The sequence below is a fragment of the Bartonella sp. CL70QHWL genome (assembly GCF_042194855.1).
Lineage (GTDB): Bacteria > Pseudomonadota > Alphaproteobacteria > Rhizobiales > Rhizobiaceae > Bartonella.
The window spans coordinates 17,487-37,674 of sequence record NZ_JBHINJ010000007.1 but is presented as its reverse complement, the minus strand read 5'-3'; the positions used below and the strand labels follow the sequence as shown (position 1 = coordinate 37,674).

Below are 20,188 nucleotides of genomic sequence, written 5' to 3'. Positions count from 1 at the left end.
AAAAGAAAATGACGATTAATCTGCATCGGCCAGATATCGCGGAATTGAAGCCACGCATTACCGTTTTTGGTGTTGGAGGTGGTGGCGGGAATGCCGTGAATAATATGATAAATGCTGGTCTTCAGGGAGTTGACTTTGTTGTTGCAAATACGGATGCACAGGCTTTGGCTATGTCAAAGGCTGAACGTGTTATCCAACTTGGGGCAGCTGTGACAGAAGGTTTGGGTGCTGGGGCTTTGCCGGAAGTTGGACAAGCGGCGGCAGAGGAATGTATTGATGAAATTATTGATCATCTTGCAGACTCTCATATGGTTTTCATTACTGCTGGTATGGGGGGAGGAACTGGAACAGGAGCTGCTCCCGTTGTTGCTCGCGCAGCGCGTGAAAAAGGTATTTTGACTGTTGGTGTTGTGACAAAGCCGTTTCAGTTTGAAGGCGCACGTCGTATGAAAACGGCAGAGGCTGGTATTGAAGAATTACAAAAGTCTGTCGATACATTGATTGTTATACCCAATCAAAATCTTTTCCGTATTGCAAATGATAAGACAACGTTTGCTGATGCTTTTGCTATGGCTGACCAAGTGCTTTATTCTGGTGTTGCTTCCATTACGGATTTGATGATTAAAGAGGGTTTAATTAACCTTGATTTTGCTGATGTTCGTTCTGTTATGCACGAAATGGGGCGAGCCATGATGGGAACGGGTGAGGCATCTGGTGATGGGCGTGCTTTGGCTGCGGCTGAAGCTGCTATTGCAAACCCACTGTTGGATGATACCTCTATGCGTGGGGCGCGTGGTTTATTGATTTCTATTACGGGTGGTCGTGATATGACTCTCTTTGAGGTTGATGAAGCTGCTAATCGTATTCGTGAAGAAGTGGATGCAGATGCGAATGTGATCTTTGGCGCTATTGATGATGAGTCATTGGAAGGTGTTATTCGTGTTTCTGTGGTTGCCACCGGTATTGATCGTGAAGTTAGTGATGTTGTTCAGTCCTCTCATCCTCAGATTCAAAGACCTGCTTCTTCAATACGCAAGAGCGATCCTGGAACGTCACACAGTTCTTTTCATGTTCAGTCATCGCCTCTGCGTTCTGAGTCAATGGTAGAAGTGATCGAATCACTTGAAATAGAGAAGGGTAAATCAACCGGAGAACAGTTCCGTCCCAAAAGTCAAATTTTTGCACAACCTGCAGAAGCAATGACGACACGAAGTGCCACGAATGCTGTTGCGTATGGTTCAAATGCTGTTCAGGAACAGAGATCCAATGTGCCTCGTATGCAAGTAAGCCGTGGTTCTCAACAGGCGATGACAGCTCCTGTGAGTATGGAGGCAACAGCACATGTTCTTGATGAGATGACAGGGGTTGTGAAGCAAAAAGAAAAGCCTGTGCAACCAAAACAAATGCAACAAATGCAAGCGCGCGCTCCAATGCGTATGCCTGAGTTAAAGGATTTTCCTCCTGTTGCTCATGGACAAAGTCAAAGAACATTTGTGACTGATCAAGGTCCTCGTAATCTTTGGCAGCGTTTGAAACAGAGCTTGACACATCGTGAAGAAGCTGAGCCAGAAGCGAGGCTGGAGCCTGCTGTTAGATCATCTCAGCAGAAAGAGTCTCATGTTTACAATAAAAATTCTCAGGCACTTTCTCAAGATGCTTCTGTGTATGTTCCACGTCGTTCTGGTGAGCTGCACCCTCAGGTACCACAAGATCAACGTACTTTTATAAGTGAAGAAGATCAGTTGGAAATACCAGCATTTTTACGTCGTCAGGCAAATTAATTGATGAAAAGTGAGATAAAGTAAGAAAAATTATTATTTCTTTAATGATCAGTCAAAAATTATACAGTAAAATATATTGCTGTTTTTTTGATAAAATACTTTGTTTTAAAAAAAAACCGCTTATTATAAGCGGTTTTTTTTTATTATTTACTATGAATATTCTTTATAATTTTATAAATTTTGTTAAAAGATGTACAAGCAATTTAATAAAATGATTATGATGAATTTAGTACCAAAATATCAGTCTACTCTTAAAAAAGCAGTAACATTTAAGGGGATTGGCGTTCACAGTGGCTGTTTGTCAGTGGTAAAGGTTTGTCCAGCGGATGTTGGGTGTGGTATTGTTTTTAAGCGTTGTGGATTAGACGGAACAGAGAAAATATTTCAAGCTCATGCATCGCAAACAGGAGAAACTGAATTATCAACAGTACTTGGAGATGGAGATGTAAGGGTTGAAACAATTGAACATTTGATGGCAGCAATTGCTGCTTATAATTTGGATAATCTTGTTATTGAAGTGTCACATAATGAGATTCCTATTTTGGATGGTTCAGCGTGGCTATATTGCCAAGCTTTTGAAGATGTTGGTATTGTACAGCAAAATGCGTTGCGTTCTTATTTCATTATAAAAAAGCCGGTGCGAGTTGAAGGATCTCATGGTGTTGCAGAGCTTTTGCCATTCGATGGACGTCGTTTTGATATAACGATCTCTTTTCCTTCTTCTGCTATTGGTAAGCAACATTTCAGTTTTGATCTTACTACACGAGGGTTTAGGGATGATTTGTCACGTGCGCGCACTTTTGGTTTTATCAAAGACGTGGAAGAATTAAGGCTTTCTGGAAAGGCGAGAGGTGCTTCTTTGGAAAATTCTCTTGTTATCGACCTTAATGATAAAATTTTAAATCCCGATGGTCCTTATTGGGAGAATGAATGCGTTCGGCACAAGATGCTTGATGCGATTGGTGATACTGCTTTGCTGGGAGCACCTTTTATTGGATTATTTCGTTCTTATTGTAGTGGGCATAGAATTAATGCGCAATTGGTGAAAGCTGTTTTGGCAGACGAATCATATTACCAAAAAAGCTTTTTAGAGAAAGAGTAAAAGAAAATTGACAAGATTTTTTTATCGTTTATTTGATTTTTAAGGGGATGATTGACCTAAACTGCTAAATTGGTTATGTGGATTTTAAAGTGATATGGTATAAAAACTTTAATAAATTGTTTTTGCTACAAGGTGATATTCTCTGGAGGCCGGAAAAACTATGAAAAAATCTCATGTGTGCATTGGAAATATGACATATAGAAAATCTAACATTGTACGCAAGATATTGGGGGTGGTACTTTTAGGAAGCACCTGTATGTTAGCGGGATGTCTCTTTAAAGAGAAAAAAACCCTTGATCCATCTGCTTATGTTTTGAAAATAGAGCCACCAGATGTTCTCTATAATCAGGCGCTTGCTAGCCTTGAAAGTGGGCGGCTTGGGGATGCATCGAAGAAGTTTTTGAAGATTGAAAAACAGTACGCTTATACAGACTGGGGGCGTAAATCTTTGGTCATGGGTGCTTTTACTAATTATCGACTCGGAAAGTATGATGATTCAATTAGTATGGCTCAACGCTATATTACTCTTTATCCAGGGTCGACTGACTCGGCTTATGCGTATTATATTATTGGTCTTTCTTCTTTCCGTCGGATTCCTGATGTTACACGTGATCAACGTGATACGAAACGTGCTATTGCTGCTATGCAGCTTCTTATAGAGCGTTATCCTAATTCTGAGTATGTCAAGGATGCTAAGGATAAAATCCGTTTTGGTCGCGAACAGCTGGCTGGTAAAGAAATGCAGATTGGCCGTTATTATGAAGAGGGGCGGCGTTACCTTGCGGCAAGTAGACGGTTTCGTACCGTGGTTGAAGAGTATTCTGATACAAATCAAATTGAAGAAGCGCTTTTCCGCTTGACTGAGGTTAATCTTGCTCTCGGCTTAACGGCGGAAGCACAGACGGCAGCAGCTATTTTAGGACGTAATTATCCCAAAAGTGAGTGGTATAAATTTTCTTATAATCTCTTGCAGAAGAATAAAATATCGCCACGTGAGCATAAATCTTCTTGGATCTCAAATGCTTTAGGTGGTGATAAGAAGAGGGTACGTTGATTCTCTATGTTGGTACAGCTTTCGATTCATAATATTGTTTTGATCGAAACGCTTGATATTCATTTTACGGCGGGGTTGACGGTTTTAACTGGAGAAACAGGTGCGGGGAAGTCTATTCTCCTTGATGCTTTATCACTTGCTCTAGGGGGGCGGGGTGATGCTTCGCTTGTGCGTCATGGTGCTGACCGCGGGCAGGTCACAGCTGTTTTTGATGTGTCTGTTTCACATCCTGCACGTCAACTTATTCGTGAGAATGGTCTTGATGATGAGGGTGATATTATTTTACGACGTGTGCAATCAAGTGATGGACGTAGCCGTGTTTTTATCAATGATCAGGTGTCTAGTGTTGCATTGATGCGGAGTGTTGGCCGTTTGCTGGTTGAAATCCATGGACAACATGATGATCGTGCGCTTGTTGATGTTGCTACACATCGCCAATTATTAGATGCCTTTGGTGGTCTTGAAGATGAAGTGGAAAATTTGCGTCAGTGTTATCACTCATGGCGTGAATTTGAGGAGCGTTTGCAACGGCAGCGTCTTAAAGTAGAGAGTGCCGTACGTGAGGTTGATTATCTTCGTGCGTGTGTAGAAGAGCTTGAAAAGCTTGATTTTAAAGTTGGTGAAGAGGAAGCTCTTTCTCTTCGTCGTGCTGATATGCTTAAATTAGAAAAAATAGCGACAGATATTAAAGAAGCGGATGATCTTTTAACGGGTCAAAAATCACCAATCCCAGTACTTTCTAATTTGGTGAGGCGTTTGGAGCGGAAAATTCCTGAGGCGCAAGAACTTATTGTACCAGTGGTGAAATCTATTGATGAGGCATTGCATGCACTTGCAACAGCACAAGAAGGTATTGAGACGGCAATACGAGCATTAGATTTTGAACCTGATGAATTGGAACGGATAGAAGAGCGTCTTTTTTCTCTTCGGGGTTTTGCTCGTAAATATCAAGTTTCAGCGGATGAATTGATTCAGTTACGCGATAAAATGGATGCAGAACTCGCTGATTTTGAAGAGGCTCAGACTATATTGACACGCTTTGAAGATGAGGCAAGACAAGCACAAAAAAAATATGATATGTTAGCGCAAGCGTTGTCAATAAAACGTCAAGAGGTTGCAAAGAACTTGTCTGAAAGCGTGATGACTGAGCTACCGGCATTGAAATTAGAGAGGGCTGAATTTATTGTTGAAATGCAAAGTGATATGGAAAAGCGGAGTGCAGAGGGATGTGATCGTGTTGAATATTGGGTACGAACAAATCCTGGCACACGGGCCGGTCCCATGCTTAGTGTGGCTTCTGGCGGTGAATTATCTCGTTTTTTGCTGGCATTAAAAGTTGTTTTATCTGATCGAGGATCAGCACCGACGCTGATTTTTGATGAAATTGATACAGGCGTTGGGGGGGCTGTTGCAGCGGCTATTGGGCAACGGTTGCAATGCTTATCAGAACATGTCCAAGTTTTCGCTATTACGCATGCTCCACAGGTTGCATCGAAAGCGCATGGTCATTTTCTTATTTCAAAAATTGAGAGTCATGATAAAGGACGCTTTGTTACTGCGATTCATAAAATGGAAGAGCATGAGCGTGCAGAAGAAATTGCCCGTATGTTGGCTGGAGAACAGATTACTGAAGAAGCGCGTGCAGCGGCTCAAAAGCTTCTAGCATAAAGGTAATTAGTCAGCGATAAAAATACTGGAAAGCTTGTATTTATTGAGATTCACTTGATGAGGATGCGTGTGGAAATCCTTGTGGCAGTGCTTGTAATTTGGAATAGATTTTATGAACAAAGATGCAGATAAAAATCTCACAGCTGTTGAAGCAGAACGTGAATTAGAGTGGTTGGCAAAAGAAATTGCACGTCATGATGTGCTTTATAATCGTGATGATCAGCCTGAAATTTCTGATGCAGAATATGATGCTTTGCGCCGCCGTAATGCAGAAATTGAAGCTCTTTTTCCAGAGCTTATACGTATTGATTCTCCTTCACATAAAATTGGGGCACCAATTTCTGAAAAGTTTGAAAAATCTGTTCATGCACAGCCTATGCTTTCACTTGATAATGCGTTTAGCTCTGAAGATGTTAGTGAATTTGTTGAGCGTATTCGTCGTTTTTTACGGCTTCCAGAAACACAAGTGTTGGAAATAACAGCGGAGCCAAAAATTGATGGTTTATCTTTGTCTTTACGCTACGAAAAGGGGCGGCTTGTGCGTGCGGCAACGCGTGGGGATGGAACTGTCGGTGAAAATGTGACGGCAAATGCCCGAACAATTGCTGATATTCCACAAGTTTTACAAAGTGATTTTCCTGATATCATTGAGGTTCGCGGTGAAGTTTATATGGGGCGGGAAGATTTCCAAGCACTGAATATCAGCCAACAAGAGAAGGGAAAGTTAACTTTTGCCAATCCTCGAAATGCGGCGGCTGGTTCACTCCGTCAGCTTGATTCACGGATAACCGCTAGCAGAAAACTTCAATTTTTTGCTTATGCTTGTGGTGAGGTGAGTGAAATATTGGCAGAAAGTCAAATGGAGATGATGAAAAAGCTAAAAGAATATGGCTTTGTTATCAATCCATTAACAAAAGTCTTTAAGACAGTAAAAGAAATTATTTCGTATTATCACGATATCGAAGAATGCCGTCATTCTTTAAGCTATGATATTGATGGCATTGTTTATAAGGTTAATGATTTGATGCTCCAAAAGCGTTTGGGGTTTGTTTCTCGTTCGCCGCGTTGGGCTATCGCCCATAAATTTCCAGCAGAAAAAGCGATAGCGCTTTTGGAAGATATTGACATTCAAGTTGGTCGCACGGGAGCTTTGACACCTGTTGCACGTCTTACGCCTATTACTGTTGGTGGAGTGGTGGTGACCAATGCTAGTTTGCATAATGAGGATTATATTAAGGGAATTGGTCATAAAGGAGAGCCCATTCGTGAAGGACGTGATATCCGTGTAGGCGATAGCGTGATTGTACAACGTGCTGGTGATGTGATCCCTCAAGTTATTGATGTTATCATTGAAAAACGCTCGAAAGATGCTGCTGTTTTTATTTTTCCTCATTTGTGCCCAGCTTGTGGGAGTCATGCTGTTCGTGAAGTGGGAGAAGCCGTGCGTCGCTGTACAGGGGGGCTTATTTGTCCGGCACAAGCGATTGAACGTATTCGTCATTTTGTTTCACGCAATGCTTTTGATATTGAGGGCTTGGGTAAAAAACAAGTGGAGTTCTTTTTCCATGTTCAAGATGAAGCGCTTTGTATTCATACACCAGCCGATATTTTTACGTTACAACGGCGCCAAGAAAAATCTTTGATACGTTTGGAAAATATGGAAGGTTTTGGTACTGTTTCAGTGCGGAAATTGTATGATGCCATTAATGCGCGCCGAGAAATTCCTTTGAGCCGTTTTTTGTTTGCATTAGGGATTCGTCATGTTGGCGAAGTGAATGCACGCCGCCTTGCACGTGCTTATAAAAATTATACAGCTTTTGAGACCGCGGCTATGGAAGCACTTATGCCATGTGATAAGAAAAATGAAGAAGGAAATGAGGCTTGGATGGAGCTTACCAATATCGAAGGAATTGGACCACAGGTAGGGAGCGCAATTGTTGATTTTTATCAAGAAGCGCATAACCGTGAGATTTTATCTGTTTTGCTTGAAGAAGTAACACCTCTTGATGAAGAGCCTATCATAGCAGATTCTTCACCAATAGCGGAGAAGATCATTGTTTTTACAGGAACTTTGTCGCATATGTCACGCGATGAAGCAAAAGCATTGGCAGAGCGATTAGGGGCTAAAACATCTGGTTCACTTTCTAAAAAAACAGATCTTCTTGTTGCAGGACCTGGAGCGGGCTCCAAATTGGCTAAAGCTGAAGAATTAGGTGTTGAGGTTATCGATGAAGAGGTTTGGCTACAGCTGATTGAGAAACATAATATTTAAAGGGTGTTTCCCAGAAGATCGTATACTGTTGATATGATTATCTTTCTTACATTTTTTGGGGGGATGAAATCAAAAAGGGGATAATAGGAGCTGTTTTTTGCAAAAATAGAGCGCCATATACTTTGATATTTATTAAGTTATTAAAATAATTAACGTTGAACTTAAATATTAAACTTAAACTATTATGATGAAGAATATGCAAGGTTATTATTAGTAAAAGATATAAATTATTACTGTGAAGAAAGGTAAAATTTTTGAACAAATATGTAGAATTTAATCCAAAATGCCGTAATAGAAATGTAACGCGGAAGATTACAAAATATAATAAAACATTCCGCTATAAATGAATAAGGAATATAAATGCGAGTTGTTTATTATGTTGAATTTATAAAAGATTACTGGTACCTATACTTATCAGGCATTATTAGATGGTACACTTGTCCAATTTCATTACAAAATTTCGGATATTCGCTAATGCGTCTAGCAGCATAATTTTTTTCCTGACTTCCTTCATCTCTCTCAAATTTCTCAGCATAGGAAATTTCGTTTATTAGAGCTAGTATTTGGATTGAGAATATTTCAGAATTAAATATCATTCGTGCGTATCTAAACATTGGATCTGTCGAGTTCATGACCAAATTTTTTGCCCAAATGAAATCGTTTTCTTTCCAATTATATTGAGAACGTAGCTTATGTATGTATGTAGGTAGGTAGGGATAATGCTGGAAATTTTTTATTGTACTCTCCCTGTAATAAGTCCACAAGGCATGCACACCAAACAACTTTCGCATGGATAAGATTTATATTTTCAGGAATTAGTACTACCATCCCAAGGCTTAGAACATGATATACACCATAACTCTTATTATCCAGATATTTTTTTGCAATTTCTAGGCGCTCTTCGTATATATTATCAGGATATTGTGTCTTTACGTACTCTTCGTATAATTTATCGTACTGATTTGGAGTAATGACTTGATTTTCAGAAAATAAAGCAATAGGAATTCGCTTAAATTTAGTAATTTCCTTCAATACAGAAGGCCCAATATAGCATCCAAATAATAATATTACGGAACAAAATAAAATTATACGCATTAGGATAGTCACTTTATTTCTAAAATACTGGATAAGGAAAGGATATAGATTACTAAGATCTGTGCTTAAGATTTTGTTAACTAACAAGCTATAAGACACACGTTTTATTGTGTATTTTTCAGAGCATTTGTAAAACTCTGTAGAGAGTTTGAATCTTCTTTATTTACGTGACTGTTTTTGTGTTATCTAGTTTTTCATATCCTCTGTTATTGTTGTTAATTTTTAGCTGAATAACACATTCAGGTCAAAACACATGCCTCCATATATGTTGTTTTTATACTGTGTAGTTGGAAACTATCTATATTGTGGGTAACTTTTTTTCAACAGTAAGTAATAGTCTAGAAAATAATATTTTACTGTTAACTATGCAAATAAATAAAAAACTTTAACGCTGATGTTATCAGTATGCTCCTTCTTTTAATTCTAACTTAATTTTATTTCATAGCAGATTCTATTTTATTGTAGCAATATGTATTATAATGAATTACAACTATTGAAAATGATTCAAGAATTAAAATAATATAAATTATCATTGTGAAGCAAACAAAAAGGTAAAATTTATTCGAATAAATATGCAGAATTTTTGAATCCAAACAGCGTAATAAGCTGGTTATAATAGGTGTTTTAGAAATACGATGCGAAGGATTACAAAATATAACGAGAGTTTCCATATAAAGAAACTAGGGATATGGTAGTGTCTAGATGGTAATACCCAAAATAAGCATTACCACGTGCAGGCGTATCTCACTCTGCTTCACCTAGGTCAGTGTTTGACATATCAGAAAAAACGTGAAGTATCTTGTAGAAATATTTTTTGTATTTCCTGACGCAAGTACATATTTTTCTCTAAAAAAAGACGGTGCTGTTTTTGTAGAAAGGGTAAAAGTTATAGGTTGCTTGATTTAAAGGGGCATTGTTGCTTCTTTTGCCCATTTTTTATCTTCTTCATTTAAGTAAGGTGCATTCATCTGATAAACGCGCGCATGGTAATCATTGAGCCATTGCCGTTCTTCTTGTGTCAAAAGCTCTGGAAGGATTAACCGTCGATCAATGGGGCAATGTGTGAGTGTCTCAAACGAGAGCATTTCTATATCTCCACCATCAATTTTTTGTGCTGGCTTTACTATCATCAAATTTTCAAGACGGATACCAAAAGCGCCTTCGCGGTAATAGCCTGGCTCGTTTGAAAGAATCATACCGGAGATGAGTTCTTGGCACCCTTTGCGAGAAATATTTTGCGGTCCTTCATGGACAGAAAGATAAGATCCAACACCATGACCGGTGCCATGGGCATAATCAAAACCAGCTTTCCACAATGCAATGCGTGCTAGAATATCAATGTCTTGTCCACGGGTTCTTTTGGGAAAGCAAGCAGTTGAAAGAGTAATCATGCCCTTGAGAACAAGAGTGAAACAGCGTTTTTCTTCTTCTCCAATATTCCCAATTGCTACTGTACGTGTGACATCTGTCGTTCCATCACGATATTGGCCACCTGAATCAACAAGATAAAGTTCACCAGCATTGAGTTGTTTATTTGTTTGTGTTGTTACACGATAATGAATAATGGCGCCATTTTCTCCTGCTGCTGAAATTGTATCAAAAGAAAGATCTTTAAGTTTTTCTCCCATTTCGTTTGCTGTATTTATGCGAAATTCTTCTAATTTTTGAGCAGCAGAAATTTCACTTATTGACCCTGGTATTTGTTTATCTAACCAAGAAAAAAAACGGGTTAGGGCAACACCATCGCGTAGATGCGCTTTGCGTGCGCCATTGAGTTCTGTGTCATTTTTAATGGCACGTGGTAGAGCAGCAGGATCGGTAAGTGTGATAAAAGAGCTATTTTTTTCTTCAATAACAGTTCGTAATTTTTCGCATGTTAGCTGTGGATCTAAGGCAAACACGGTCCCTTTTTGAACATACTCTTTGATCTTGGGAATAAGCTGTTCTGGTTCATATAATTTTGCATAACGTTCCAGATATTGTTTCTGTTCTACACCAAGTTTTTTGCTGTCAATGAATAAGGCTGGTGTTTCGTTAAGTGGAATGAGAGCAAAACAAAGGGAAAAAGGCGTGTTGGAAACATCATTGCCCCGTATATTGAATGTCCATGCAATGGAAGAGGGGTCTGTAAAAATAAAAGCATTTGCATGAGTTTGCTGTATATCTTTGTAAATCAAAGCGAGTTTTTCATCTGTATTGCACCCAGCATATTTGAGAGGGTGAATTGATAAGGCAGATTGTGGTAATTTTGGTTGATTATGCCAGAGCAAATCAATGGGATTATGTTGAACTTCTACAAGTTTTCCACCTGCTTTCGTTTCTAATGCGTTTCTCAATGCATCGGTGGCAGCAATCGTGTGGAGCCATGGATCAAAGCCAATAGAAAGTTTTTGACCATTTTTTTCAAGCCATTGTGAGGGAGGACAAGTTATGAGATCTTCATAATTAAAAATATCAGGATCAGTTTGTTGGCGAACTTGGAGCTTATATCGCCCATCTGTAAATATGATGGCTTTGTTTTTTAAAATCAGTGCAATCCCAGCTGATCCAGTAAAGCCGGTTAACCAGCTAAGGCGTTGAGCATGAGGGGGGATATATTCTCCTTGATGCTCATCGCACCGCGGAACAAGAAAACCATCGAGTCCAAGGTGATCGAGTTCTTTACGAAGGCAAGAAATGCGTTCTGCTGCATAAGCAGGATTTGTTGTCGCCTCAAAAGATTGATACATAACGACGTCCTTTTCTTTTATTTTATTTCAGATGTATTGTAACCCATCCTTGCCGGTGGTATGTTTCGATATGCTTCATTCCTTGTTTTATATAAGTCTCCAAAACATGGGCATGTTGTTCTTCAAGAATTCCAGAGAGTATAAGTGATCCCCCTTTTTGAAGTGCCTTTACCACTTCTTGCGCAAGTTCAATAAGCGGATTAGCAAGGATATTGGCAACGATGAGATCAAAAGGGGTTCGTGATGCAATTGCATCATGGGCAAAATCTGTTGCTGTAATAGCTGTAATATATTCCTTGACACCATTGAATTCGATATTGTGTTGTGCAACTTGAACAGCAATTGGGTCAATATCGGATGCAAGAACAGTAATTGGTTTGAGCATTGCTATGCCAATGGCTAGTACACCGCTCCCAGTACCAAGATCAAGGGCATTTTTTGGATTTTCGTGTTTCATGACTTTGGCAATCATTTCTAAACAACCGGCTGTTGTTCCATGATGTCCAGTGCCAAAAGCTTGATTAGCTTCAATTTCAATAGGGAGAACATTTGCTGGAATGGCGTTTCGGTTGTGACTTCCATGAAGAAAAAAAGGACCAGCTTGCACAGGTTTTAGTCCTTCTAGGCTTTTTTGTACCCAATCAATGTTGGGTAAAACTTCCATATTAATTTTATCAAAATCTATAGAAAGGATTTGAGCAAAACGTTTCAATGCGTTCTCTTGATTGTCTTGATCGACATATAGAGAAAGCTCATATACAGCATTTTGTTCATCTATCTCTGTGAGAGCAAGAGGATACCCTTCTTCGTCAAAGGCTGTTTCTATAAGGGTATAGAACCGTTCTGCTTCATTTTTAGAAGCAGTATAATAGAGGCGAATTTGTTGCGACATGCTGTTCTTTCTTTTGATCGGTTTTTTTAGTTTAAGATGAGTTTTTTTAACCGTTCAATGGCGATTTCATCTTTTAATTCGCTATCGCTTTCTTTCGTGTCATAACGGATAACGCCAGCTAATTTTCCACCTTTTTTGAGTAAAAAAATTGCTGCTGTATGGTTATATGTATAGTTTCCATCTGTTTCAGGGACTTTTTCAGCAACGATGTTGAAAGAATTGACCATTTTATGAACTTTTTCAGGATCTCCGCTGATGCCAACAATTTTATTGTTAAAATTACTGAGATAATCATGGAGTACTTTTGGTGTGTCTCGTTCAGGATCAACAGTCACAAACCATATACCTAATTTATCAGCTTTAGGCCCAAGGGCTGTAAGCCATCGATCAAGATTCATCAGTGTGGTAGGGCAGCTTTCAGGACACATAGTGAAGCCGAAAAAAATTATTGAAGGCTTGCTTCGAACATCAGCCTCAGTAATATTTTTTCCATTAGAATCAGTGAGAGTAAAGTTATCACCTAAAGGCTTATTTGTCAGCGTATCATAAATAAAAACACCTGCAAGAAATATGATTGTCAGCCCCAAGATGCGTATTACATTTTTCATAGTTTGACTCTCTTAAATAGATCGAGAAATTGTAACATCGGCAGGTTTGTTTTGCAATGTGTGTTTCATGGTTGATTTTATTGGCTTGATTGGTATGTCTTTCCATATCTATGATGAAACATTGGTGAAAGATGCATGAATATTGAGAACGATCTTCGGTTTCATGAAAGTGAGCCTCGTATCCATACGACGGCACGGCTGCATGGTTGTAAATTAGGGCGCTATGTGGAAGTTAATGAGCGGGTGATTTTACGGGATGTAACCGTTGGAGATTTTTCTTATTTAGAACGTAATAGTGAGGCTATTTATAGCGATATTGGGCGTTTTTGTTCTATTGCATCTCATGTACGGATGAATGCGTTGGAGCATCCTATGGAGCGCGTTTCAACGCATAAAATAACCTATCGTCCAAACGAATATTTTCGTTATATGGCATTAGATAGTGGTTTTCGTGAAAGGCGTTGTGCAAAACGTGTTATTATTGGGCATGATGTGTGGATTGGATATGGTGCGGTTATTATGCCTGGGGTGACTATTGGTCATGGCGCTATCATTGGCGCGAACGCTGTTATAACGAAAGATGTTTTGCCTTATACGATTGTCGTTGGGGTGCCTGCTAAACGGTTGCGGATGCGTTTTCCCAATAATGTGATAGAATGCCTTTTAGATATGGCTTGGTGGGATTGGCCGCTTGATAAAATTCACAACGCATTGCCTGATATGCAAAATTTGCCTATTGAAGCCTTTGTTCGTAAATGGAAATGACATTCAGAATAAAATAAAGTGGTTTCTTGAAAAAACTGATCGTGGTTTACTTGTAATTAAGCTTTGTTTACAAAATTGTCTAGTACACGCTTTTCTCCGGCTTTTTCGAACATTATTGTCAATTTATGATCGTCTATTGCTGTAATATGACCATAACCAAATTTTATGTGAAAAATCCGATCATTGACAGAAAAATCTGATGGTGCATGAGAGATTGATTGAGAGATAACTTTCCCTTCAATATTCTTGTTTTTTTGTGCACGCTTTTGTCTTGCTGTTGCATAGTCAGTATAAAAGGAATCGTGATGTTGAAAGGAAGATTTTCCATAACCACCATAGGATGTTTCCATTTCTACAACTTCTATATGTTCTGCTGGTAATTCATCTAGAAAACGGGAGGGAAGAGCAGGTTGCCAAAGTCCATGAATTCTTCGATTAGATACAAACCATATATGCAAATGTTTTTTTGCTCTTGTTAGACCTACGTAAGCAAGGCGCCGTTCTTCTTCTAATCCTGAACGTCCACCTTCATCTAATGAGCGTTGGTGGGGAAAGAGTCCTTCTTCCCAACCTGGAAGAAAAACTGTTTCAAATTCAAGTCCTTTGGCTGAATGAAGTGTCATGATGTTGACTGCATCTATATTTTCATTATTTTCCGTTTCCATAACGAGTGCAACATGTTCCAAAAAACTTTGAAGATTTTCAAATTGTTCCATGGAACGAATCATTTCTTTAAGATTTTCTAGTCTTGTAGGAGCCTCTGGTGAGCGATCTTCTAACCACATGGTTGTATAACCAGAATCATCAAGGACGATCTCGGCAAGTTCTCTATGAGGAGTGTCTTGAAGCATATTTTGCCAGCGGCGGAAGCTTTCAATGAGGCTTCGTAACGCACTGCGCGCCTTAGGCTTTAATTCATCTGTTTCAATGATGTCAGCGGCAGCAGAAAAGAGAGGAACAGCACGTGCACGTGCACTCTCATAAAGAATGCGCAGGGTTGCATCTCCTATGCCGCGTTTTGGTGTATTAATAACACGCTCAAAAGCTAAATCATCAGTAGGTTGGACAACAACGCGTAAATAAGCCATGGCATCACGTATTTCCATTCGCTCATAAAAACGAGGACCACCAATGACGCGATAATTAAGGCCAAGTGTTACAAAGCGATCTTCAAATTCACGCATTTGAAATGATGCGCGTACCAATATAGCCATATGATTTAATGCATGACCGGTTTGTTGTGCGCGTTCGATTTCTTCTCCGATTGCTCGTGCTTCTTCTGCCGAATCCCATGCTGAATGAATTTTTACCTTTTCTTCCTCACTCTTTATTTGAGCAGAAAAAAGGACTTTTCCCAGCCTTTCTTCATTATGAGCAATGAGATGGGAGGCGGTTTTGAGAATATGGGATGTTGAGCGATAATTGCGTTCTAGACGAATAATTTTAGCAGAAGGAAAATCTTTTTCAAAACGTAATATGTTTTCGACTTTTGCACCACGCCATCCATAAATGGATTGATCATCATCGCCAACACAACAAAGATTAACATGTTGACCTTGAGGATGTTGGGCCAAAAGGCGAAGCCAAAGATATTGTGCTGTATTTGTATCTTGATATTCATCGACAAGAATATAACGAAATTGAGAATGATATTCGCGAAGAATATCTGGATTATGTTGGAAGATAGAGATAGAATGAAGTAGAAGGTCACCAAAATCACAAGCATTAAGATCTTTTAATCGATTTTGATAATTGTGATAAAGTTCACGTCCCATGCCGTTACCAAAGGAATGAGCATCACTTTTTGAGATATGTTTTGGTGAAAGTCCTTGATTTTTCCAAGAATCAATCATCATGGCAAGGTTTCGTGCGGGCCAACGCTTATCGTCTAATCCTTCAGCTTGAATAAGCTGTTTTAAAAGTCGAAGAACATCATCGCTATCGAGAATTGTAAAGTTTCTTTTTAAATCAACAAGTTCTGCGTGACGGCGTAAAATTTTAGCGCCAGTGGAATGAAAGGTTCCAAGCCAAGGCATACCTTCAACAACTTCTCCAATAAGTTCACCAATACGTATTTTCATTTCACGTGCTGCTTTGTTGGTGAAAGTGACAGCAAGTATTTGCTGAGGAGAGGCAAGTCCAGAGCGTAAAATGTGAGAAATACGGGTTGTTAAAACGCGCGTTTTTCCTGTACCAGCACCTGCAAGAACTAAAAGAGGTCCCTCAGTATTCATAACAGCTTGTTGCTGTTCTGGATTGAGTTGTTCTAAATAATCTGTGTTATATGATTTTTGTTCTTTTAGAGTATGGGAGAAAAAACCAGAGCTCTTCTTATCATGGTCTGGAGGGGAATCTTCTTCAAAGAAAGGTATGTTGTGATCAGAAAAATTACTCATTATCTCTCTTTTGTAGTCTTTTTTTTATTGAAGTTCTAGATTAAAAGAACTTCTCTTAAAAAGTCACAACAGTTTCAGTTAAACAGACAGAAAGAGAACGTAAAAAAATAAGCACAAACATTAAAGGCGCTGGGTGAGAACGCTTTGAAGGGCATAAACGCGTAACGAAGCCGAAAGATTTACTTGTTGTGGTCTTTTGCTATCAATATCGGTGATAATAAAGGCTAAAGATTGTCCTTTTTGGCGGGCTATATCTTTTAGAATATCTAAAAATGGTGGTTCTAAAGAGACGCTTGTTGCGTGTCCATCAACGCGAACAGATATCTTTCGTGGAATGACTTTTGACCAATCGATAGAATTATTTTCGTGCATTTTTCCACCTTTATTCGTCGTTTCGTAAACGATTTTGATCAAGAAATTTTTGCGTTTTTAAAGATTTTTGTTGCTCAAAATTTTTTTCAGTTTTTGTTCGTCCAAAACGATAACGATTTTGCTCAGCACGAAGAGATTTTTCTGTACGTTTTTTTTGTTTTCGAAATTGGCGAAGATTAATCAATTCAGTCATGAGAAAAATTATTTTTTCCGAAAGGAATCTAAAGAGACAACATCAGCACTTTGACTTTGTTTTGCATCGTTATTTGAAGGTTCTTTGTTTGTACTGAGATTTTGTTCTTTTGTAAGCGTATTTTCTATTTTTTGTTTGTTTGATAAGGTAATGGGCGTAGTTGAGGTATTTTCTGAATTTTCACTTTCTCCAGAGGTCAGATTTGAGGGCAGATCAAATGCTGCTTCAAATGCTGCTACAGGATCATAAAAGACCTGAATGGAAGTAAAAGGAATCACGAGCTTTTCGGTTATTTCCCTGAAAGAGAGGGTTACTTCGAAAGCTGTTTCTGAAACACTGAGATCTCTAAATTGATGTTGTAAGACGATTGTCATTTGCTCGGGATAGCGATTTTTTAGCCGAGGAGAAATTTTAACGCCTGGGGCATTGGTCAAAAAAGTTATAAAAAAATGATGATTTCCCGGAAGACCTGCTTTGGCAACTTCCGATAAAACTTTACGGATAACTCCACGAAGCGCATCCTGAACGAGAATATCGTAACGGATTTGATCTTTAACCATCGAAGTTTATTCCTTTTATTTCACGTAGCAGAATGGGGCGTATTGATATTGTGTGACAGAATATATTTTAAATTAGCAGTATTTTTTCTACGATGCACCTCAATAAATCGAATAAATACGAAACTCTATGGTAAATAATGTCTGATAACGTCTGAAAGATCAATCAACAACATTTAAAAAAGTGAAGGCTTCTGTTGCCAGGTGCCTCCGAACCCCGCTTAAACCTGCGACGGTTTAAGGCTCAAATTGAAACATTCACACCACCTTAAGCGGCGAGACGTGCTTCCGCATAGTTGTCATTTGCAACTACTCATTTAGCCCGATAACGGTGGTACAATGCCGAGTAAAAGAGCGATCTTTACACCCTTGTCGATCCTATTTCGCCCCCACCAAAATATAACTTTGGTTTCTTATATTTTGGTGGAGGCGCCGGGTACCGCCCCCGGGTCCAATAGGTTTATTTCACCGTCCATTTATTACCATAGCTGGTAAACCAGCCCTCTAAATATAGATGAAGAACAGTCTTAGGAAAAGGGGGGGTTGTTAATATTTTTAATCCTCTAATTATTTATGGAGCTATATGATGCGGGCTGTAAAGTATAGTCCGCTCATTTTTGGAGAGGAGATGATGCAAAATGACAAATAATTTAGCAGATATTAAACTATATGATTCAAATCCCGATGAAGCAGCAGTAGAACGACTTAGCCGTCGTTTAGCTTTAGTGATGAAAAAGCAGGATGCAGCGCTTGTTGCTACATCGGATCCAAAAGAGTTAGAACGTGTTGAAAAATGGGTTCAAGATGTTTTAGAAGCCGATGAGAAGAGTGCTAAAATGGCTGTTTCAAAAGTGGCTGAGATGATGTCTGGAGAGCGTAGAAAAAGTCGACTGACTTTTTATTATCTAGTTGCTAAGCACCTTAATGCACTTCATAAAATTTAAACAATATTAAATTTGTGATAATGATAAAAAAAGCCCAATTTCTTGGGCTTTTTCGTTGATAAAAAGGGTTAATGTTTTTCATCCTCTTGGAGGTAGCCTCCTTTACGCATACTCGGGACAAAGAGAAGAGCAATGAATGCCATGATCATCACGACGGTTATATAAAAATAAAAGAGTGATTCATGACCGTACTTTTTTAATCCAAGCGCGATGTATTCAGCAGAACCACCAAATAAGGCGTTGCCAATGGCATGAGAGATGCTAACGCCTAATGCGCGTATTGAAGAGGGAAACATTGCTGATTTGACGACACCAGAGATGGATGTATACATGCTCATAATGAAGAGCAAGCCAATAATGACGGAAAAGGCAACCCATATACTATGCGTATTACCGATTATCCAGAGTCCAGGAAATGTAAAGATGACAGAGAGTATACTCCAAATGATAAGTAAAGTTTTTGTTCCAATTTTATCGGCTATGATACCAGCTATGGGTTGGAATAGGATGAAAATAAATAGTACAGCTGTCATAATCGTTGTTGCGGTATGTTTATCAAAGCCGGTGGTTGTGATTAGATATTTTTGCATATAAGTCGTAAAGGTGTAAAATGTGAGTGATCCTCCTGATGCAAAGCATGCAATTACGACAACGGCTTTTGTATGCTTGGTGAGAAGTTCCTTAAGACTGCCAGAGTGTTTGTGAGAGCGGCTTTTTTTCGTGGTTGTTTCGTGGAGAGAACGACGCAGATAAATCGCAATCACTGCCCCGAAACCACCAATCACAAAAGGAATGCGCCATCCCCATGCTTTTAACTGATCTTCAGAGAGATAAGATGCTAGAATAAATATAATGAAGCTGGCAAGAAGTTGACCTGTAATAAGGGTGGCTGATTGGAAAGAAGCAAAAAGCCCACGATGTTTTTTGAGAGCAACTTCGCTCATATAAGTGGCTGCTGTACCATATTCACCACCCGCTGAAAGTCCTTGCATCATTCGAGCTAAAAGTAAAAGGATTGCTGATGTTATTCCTAAGGTTTCATAGGTGGGAAGTATGGCGATGAAAAAAGAGCCACCACACATCATAAAAATGGATATAAGCATCGAGCGTTTACGTCCATAACGATCGGCGACAAATCCTAAAAACCAAGCTCCAATAGGGCGCATAAGAAAGCCAATAAAAAACACACCTGCGGTTTTTAACAGTGGCGTAATCGTATCACCATCGGAGGGAAAGAATTGTGATGCAAAATAAATTGATGCAAATGAGTAAACGTAAAAATCATACCATTCTACGAGATTTCCTGATGCGCTTGCTATAATAGCAAAAACACGTTTTCTTGCATCCTGTGATGCTGAAGTTGTTTCATTTTTCATGAATTGTTCCCCTTTTGGATTTATATTTTATATTTTCTAAACATAATTGTTTATGATTTCCAGAAAAATTCAATTGTATTATAATAATTTCTTAGGGAAACTCTTTAAGATGATTTATTAGAGTTATGTTGTCATTCGTTTTAAGATTTTTACTTGTGTTATAGAATAAAAAGTTATCACGTTGCATTTAAAGGGAGAGAACATTGAAAAGTAGATCAAGATACCTTTAAACTTTATGAGAAGAATGCAATTATTGGCATACCGGAAGATTATAGAAGAGATGGTCTTTATGAGCAGAAAGCCCAAAAACTGAAGACATTTCATAAAGCTTAAATAATGTAAAAGTGGATTTTTGTGTCCTTGCTTATCTTGTTGTATCACCAC

16 protein-coding genes and 1 other RNA gene are annotated in these 20,188 nt (G+C 38.8%); 7 read left to right on the top strand and 10 right to left on the bottom strand.

The annotated features are described in order from the left end of the window. Positions 1 to 8: 8 nt before the first annotated feature. The 5 genes from ftsZ (at position 9) to ligA (ending at position 7,877) form a co-directional block, all read left to right on the top strand. Positions 9 to 1,781: a cell division protein FtsZ gene (gene ftsZ, locus ACFIJZ_RS04610; protein WP_375631175.1), complete on the top strand. Its 1,773-nt coding sequence runs from the start codon at positions 9 to 11 to the stop codon at positions 1,779 to 1,781. Between the two features lie 217 nt (positions 1,782 to 1,998). Further along, complete coding sequence (lpxC, locus tag ACFIJZ_RS04605) at positions 1,999 to 2,883, top strand: UDP-3-O-acyl-N-acetylglucosamine deacetylase (RefSeq protein ID WP_375631204.1); 885 nt, start codon at positions 1,999 to 2,001, stop codon at positions 2,881 to 2,883. A gap of 160 nt (positions 2,884 to 3,043) precedes the next feature. Continuing rightward, on the top strand, positions 3,044 to 3,937 hold the full coding sequence (locus ACFIJZ_RS04600) for an outer membrane protein assembly factor BamD (RefSeq protein ID WP_273790773.1): 894 nt from the start codon (positions 3,044 to 3,046) through the stop codon (positions 3,935 to 3,937). 6 nt (positions 3,938 to 3,943) lie between these two features. Beyond that, positions 3,944 to 5,605: a DNA repair protein RecN gene (recN, locus tag ACFIJZ_RS04595; RefSeq protein ID WP_375631174.1), complete on the top strand. Its 1,662-nt coding sequence runs from the start codon at positions 3,944 to 3,946 to the stop codon at positions 5,603 to 5,605. 112 nt (positions 5,606 to 5,717) lie between these two features. Then, the gene (gene ligA, locus ACFIJZ_RS04590; protein WP_375631173.1) at positions 5,718 to 7,877 is read left to right on the top strand and encodes an NAD-dependent DNA ligase LigA; all 2,160 of its coding nucleotides are present in this window, start codon (positions 5,718 to 5,720) and stop codon (positions 7,875 to 7,877) included. A 690-nt stretch (positions 7,878 to 8,567) separates the two neighbouring features. Here ligA and ACFIJZ_RS04585 read toward each other — a convergent pair. The 4 genes from ACFIJZ_RS04585 to ACFIJZ_RS04570 all read right to left on the bottom strand — a co-directional run bounded on the left by ACFIJZ_RS04585 (position 8,568) and on the right by ACFIJZ_RS04570 (position 13,201). Continuing rightward, positions 8,568 to 8,972 (bottom strand): hypothetical protein, encoded by a 405-nt coding sequence (locus ACFIJZ_RS04585; RefSeq protein WP_375631172.1) that lies wholly within the window; start codon positions 8,970 to 8,972, stop codon positions 8,568 to 8,570. Between the two features lie 902 nt (positions 8,973 to 9,874). After that, positions 9,875 to 11,701: an aminopeptidase P family protein gene (locus ACFIJZ_RS04580; protein WP_375631171.1), complete on the bottom strand. Its 1,827-nt coding sequence runs from the start codon at positions 11,699 to 11,701 to the stop codon at positions 9,875 to 9,877. 22 nt (positions 11,702 to 11,723) lie between these two features. Beyond that, positions 11,724 to 12,593 (bottom strand): 50S ribosomal protein L11 methyltransferase, encoded by an 870-nt coding sequence (locus ACFIJZ_RS04575; protein WP_273790768.1) that lies wholly within the window; start codon positions 12,591 to 12,593, stop codon positions 11,724 to 11,726. Positions 12,594 to 12,619: 26 nt separating this feature from the next. Further along, a complete protein-coding gene (locus tag ACFIJZ_RS04570; RefSeq protein ID WP_375631170.1) occupies positions 12,620 to 13,201 on the bottom strand; it encodes an SCO family protein in 582 nt (193 codons plus the stop codon). 135 nt (positions 13,202 to 13,336) lie between these two features. Here ACFIJZ_RS04570 and ACFIJZ_RS04565 point away from each other — a divergent pair, with 135 nt between their 5' ends. Further along, positions 13,337 to 13,966, top strand: a complete 630-nt coding sequence (locus ACFIJZ_RS04565) for a DapH/DapD/GlmU-related protein (RefSeq protein ID WP_375631169.1) — start codon at positions 13,337 to 13,339, stop codon at positions 13,964 to 13,966. A 56-nt stretch (positions 13,967 to 14,022) separates the two neighbouring features. On the opposite strand, the gene ACFIJZ_RS04560 is transcribed toward ACFIJZ_RS04565, so the two are convergent. The 5 genes from ACFIJZ_RS04560 to ssrA form a co-directional block, all read right to left on the bottom strand. Then, positions 14,023 to 16,362: an ATP-dependent helicase gene (locus tag ACFIJZ_RS04560; RefSeq protein ID WP_375631168.1), complete on the bottom strand. Its 2,340-nt coding sequence runs from the start codon at positions 16,360 to 16,362 to the stop codon at positions 14,023 to 14,025. Between the two features lie 120 nt (positions 16,363 to 16,482). Further along, entirely contained in the window at positions 16,483 to 16,734 is a 252-nt protein-coding gene (locus tag ACFIJZ_RS04555; RefSeq protein ID WP_273790764.1) for a ribbon-helix-helix domain-containing protein, read from the bottom strand. Between the two features lie 10 nt (positions 16,735 to 16,744). After that, positions 16,745 to 16,927: a DUF4169 family protein gene (locus ACFIJZ_RS04550; protein WP_273790763.1), complete on the bottom strand. Its 183-nt coding sequence runs from the start codon at positions 16,925 to 16,927 to the stop codon at positions 16,745 to 16,747. Positions 16,928 to 16,935: 8 nt separating this feature from the next. Beyond that, positions 16,936 to 17,487: an SspB family protein gene (locus tag ACFIJZ_RS04545; RefSeq protein ID WP_375631167.1), complete on the bottom strand. Its 552-nt coding sequence runs from the start codon at positions 17,485 to 17,487 to the stop codon at positions 16,936 to 16,938. A gap of 180 nt (positions 17,488 to 17,667) precedes the next feature. After that, positions 17,668 to 18,024: a transfer-messenger RNA gene (ssrA, locus tag ACFIJZ_RS04540) on the bottom strand. A gap of 98 nt (positions 18,025 to 18,122) precedes the next feature. On the opposite strand from ssrA, the gene ACFIJZ_RS04535 reads away from it, so the two are divergent. Beyond that, positions 18,123 to 18,428, top strand: a complete 306-nt coding sequence (locus ACFIJZ_RS04535; RefSeq protein ID WP_273790761.1) for a DUF2853 family protein — start codon at positions 18,123 to 18,125, stop codon at positions 18,426 to 18,428. Positions 18,429 to 18,496: 68 nt separating this feature from the next. On the opposite strand, the gene ACFIJZ_RS04530 is transcribed toward ACFIJZ_RS04535, so the two are convergent. Next, a complete protein-coding gene (locus tag ACFIJZ_RS04530) occupies positions 18,497 to 19,804 on the bottom strand; it encodes an MFS transporter (RefSeq protein ID WP_375631166.1) in 1,308 nt (435 codons plus the stop codon). Positions 19,805 to 20,188 lie beyond the last annotated feature (384 nt).

Excerpts from the sequence above, each read along its gene's own strand:
- ftsZ (WP_375631175.1), top strand. The coding sequence starts at position 9 with ATGACGATTAATCTGCATCGGCCAGATATCGCGGAATTGAAGCCACGC.
- lpxC (WP_375631204.1), top strand. The coding sequence starts at position 1,999 with ATGATGAATTTAGTACCAAAATATCAGTCTACTCTTAAAAAAGCAGTA.
- ACFIJZ_RS04600 (WP_273790773.1), top strand. The coding sequence starts at position 3,044 with ATGAAAAAATCTCATGTGTGCATTGGAAATATGACATATAGAAAATCT.
- recN (WP_375631174.1), top strand. The coding sequence starts at position 3,944 with ATGTTGGTACAGCTTTCGATTCATAATATTGTTTTGATCGAAACGCTT.
- ligA (WP_375631173.1), top strand. The coding sequence starts at position 5,718 with ATGAACAAAGATGCAGATAAAAATCTCACAGCTGTTGAAGCAGAACGT.
- ACFIJZ_RS04585 (WP_375631172.1), bottom strand. The coding sequence starts at position 8,972 with ATGCGTATAATTTTATTTTGTTCCGTAATATTATTATTTGGATGCTAT.
- ACFIJZ_RS04580 (WP_375631171.1), bottom strand. The coding sequence starts at position 11,701 with ATGTATCAATCTTTTGAGGCGACAACAAATCCTGCTTATGCAGCAGAA.
- ACFIJZ_RS04575 (WP_273790768.1), bottom strand. The coding sequence starts at position 12,593 with ATGTCGCAACAAATTCGCCTCTATTATACTGCTTCTAAAAATGAAGCA.
- ACFIJZ_RS04570 (WP_375631170.1), bottom strand. The coding sequence starts at position 13,201 with ATGAAAAATGTAATACGCATCTTGGGGCTGACAATCATATTTCTTGCA.
- ACFIJZ_RS04565 (WP_375631169.1), top strand. The coding sequence starts at position 13,337 with ATGAATATTGAGAACGATCTTCGGTTTCATGAAAGTGAGCCTCGTATC.
- ACFIJZ_RS04560 (WP_375631168.1), bottom strand. The coding sequence starts at position 16,362 with ATGAGTAATTTTTCTGATCACAACATACCTTTCTTTGAAGAAGATTCC.
- ACFIJZ_RS04555 (WP_273790764.1), bottom strand. The coding sequence starts at position 16,734 with ATGCACGAAAATAATTCTATCGATTGGTCAAAAGTCATTCCACGAAAG.
- ACFIJZ_RS04550 (WP_273790763.1), bottom strand. The coding sequence starts at position 16,927 with ATGACTGAATTGATTAATCTTCGCCAATTTCGAAAACAAAAAAAACGT.
- ACFIJZ_RS04545 (WP_375631167.1), bottom strand. The coding sequence starts at position 17,487 with ATGGTTAAAGATCAAATCCGTTACGATATTCTCGTTCAGGATGCGCTT.
- ACFIJZ_RS04535 (WP_273790761.1), top strand. The coding sequence starts at position 18,123 with ATGACAAATAATTTAGCAGATATTAAACTATATGATTCAAATCCCGAT.
- ACFIJZ_RS04530 (WP_375631166.1), bottom strand. The coding sequence starts at position 19,804 with ATGAAAAATGAAACAACTTCAGCATCACAGGATGCAAGAAAACGTGTT.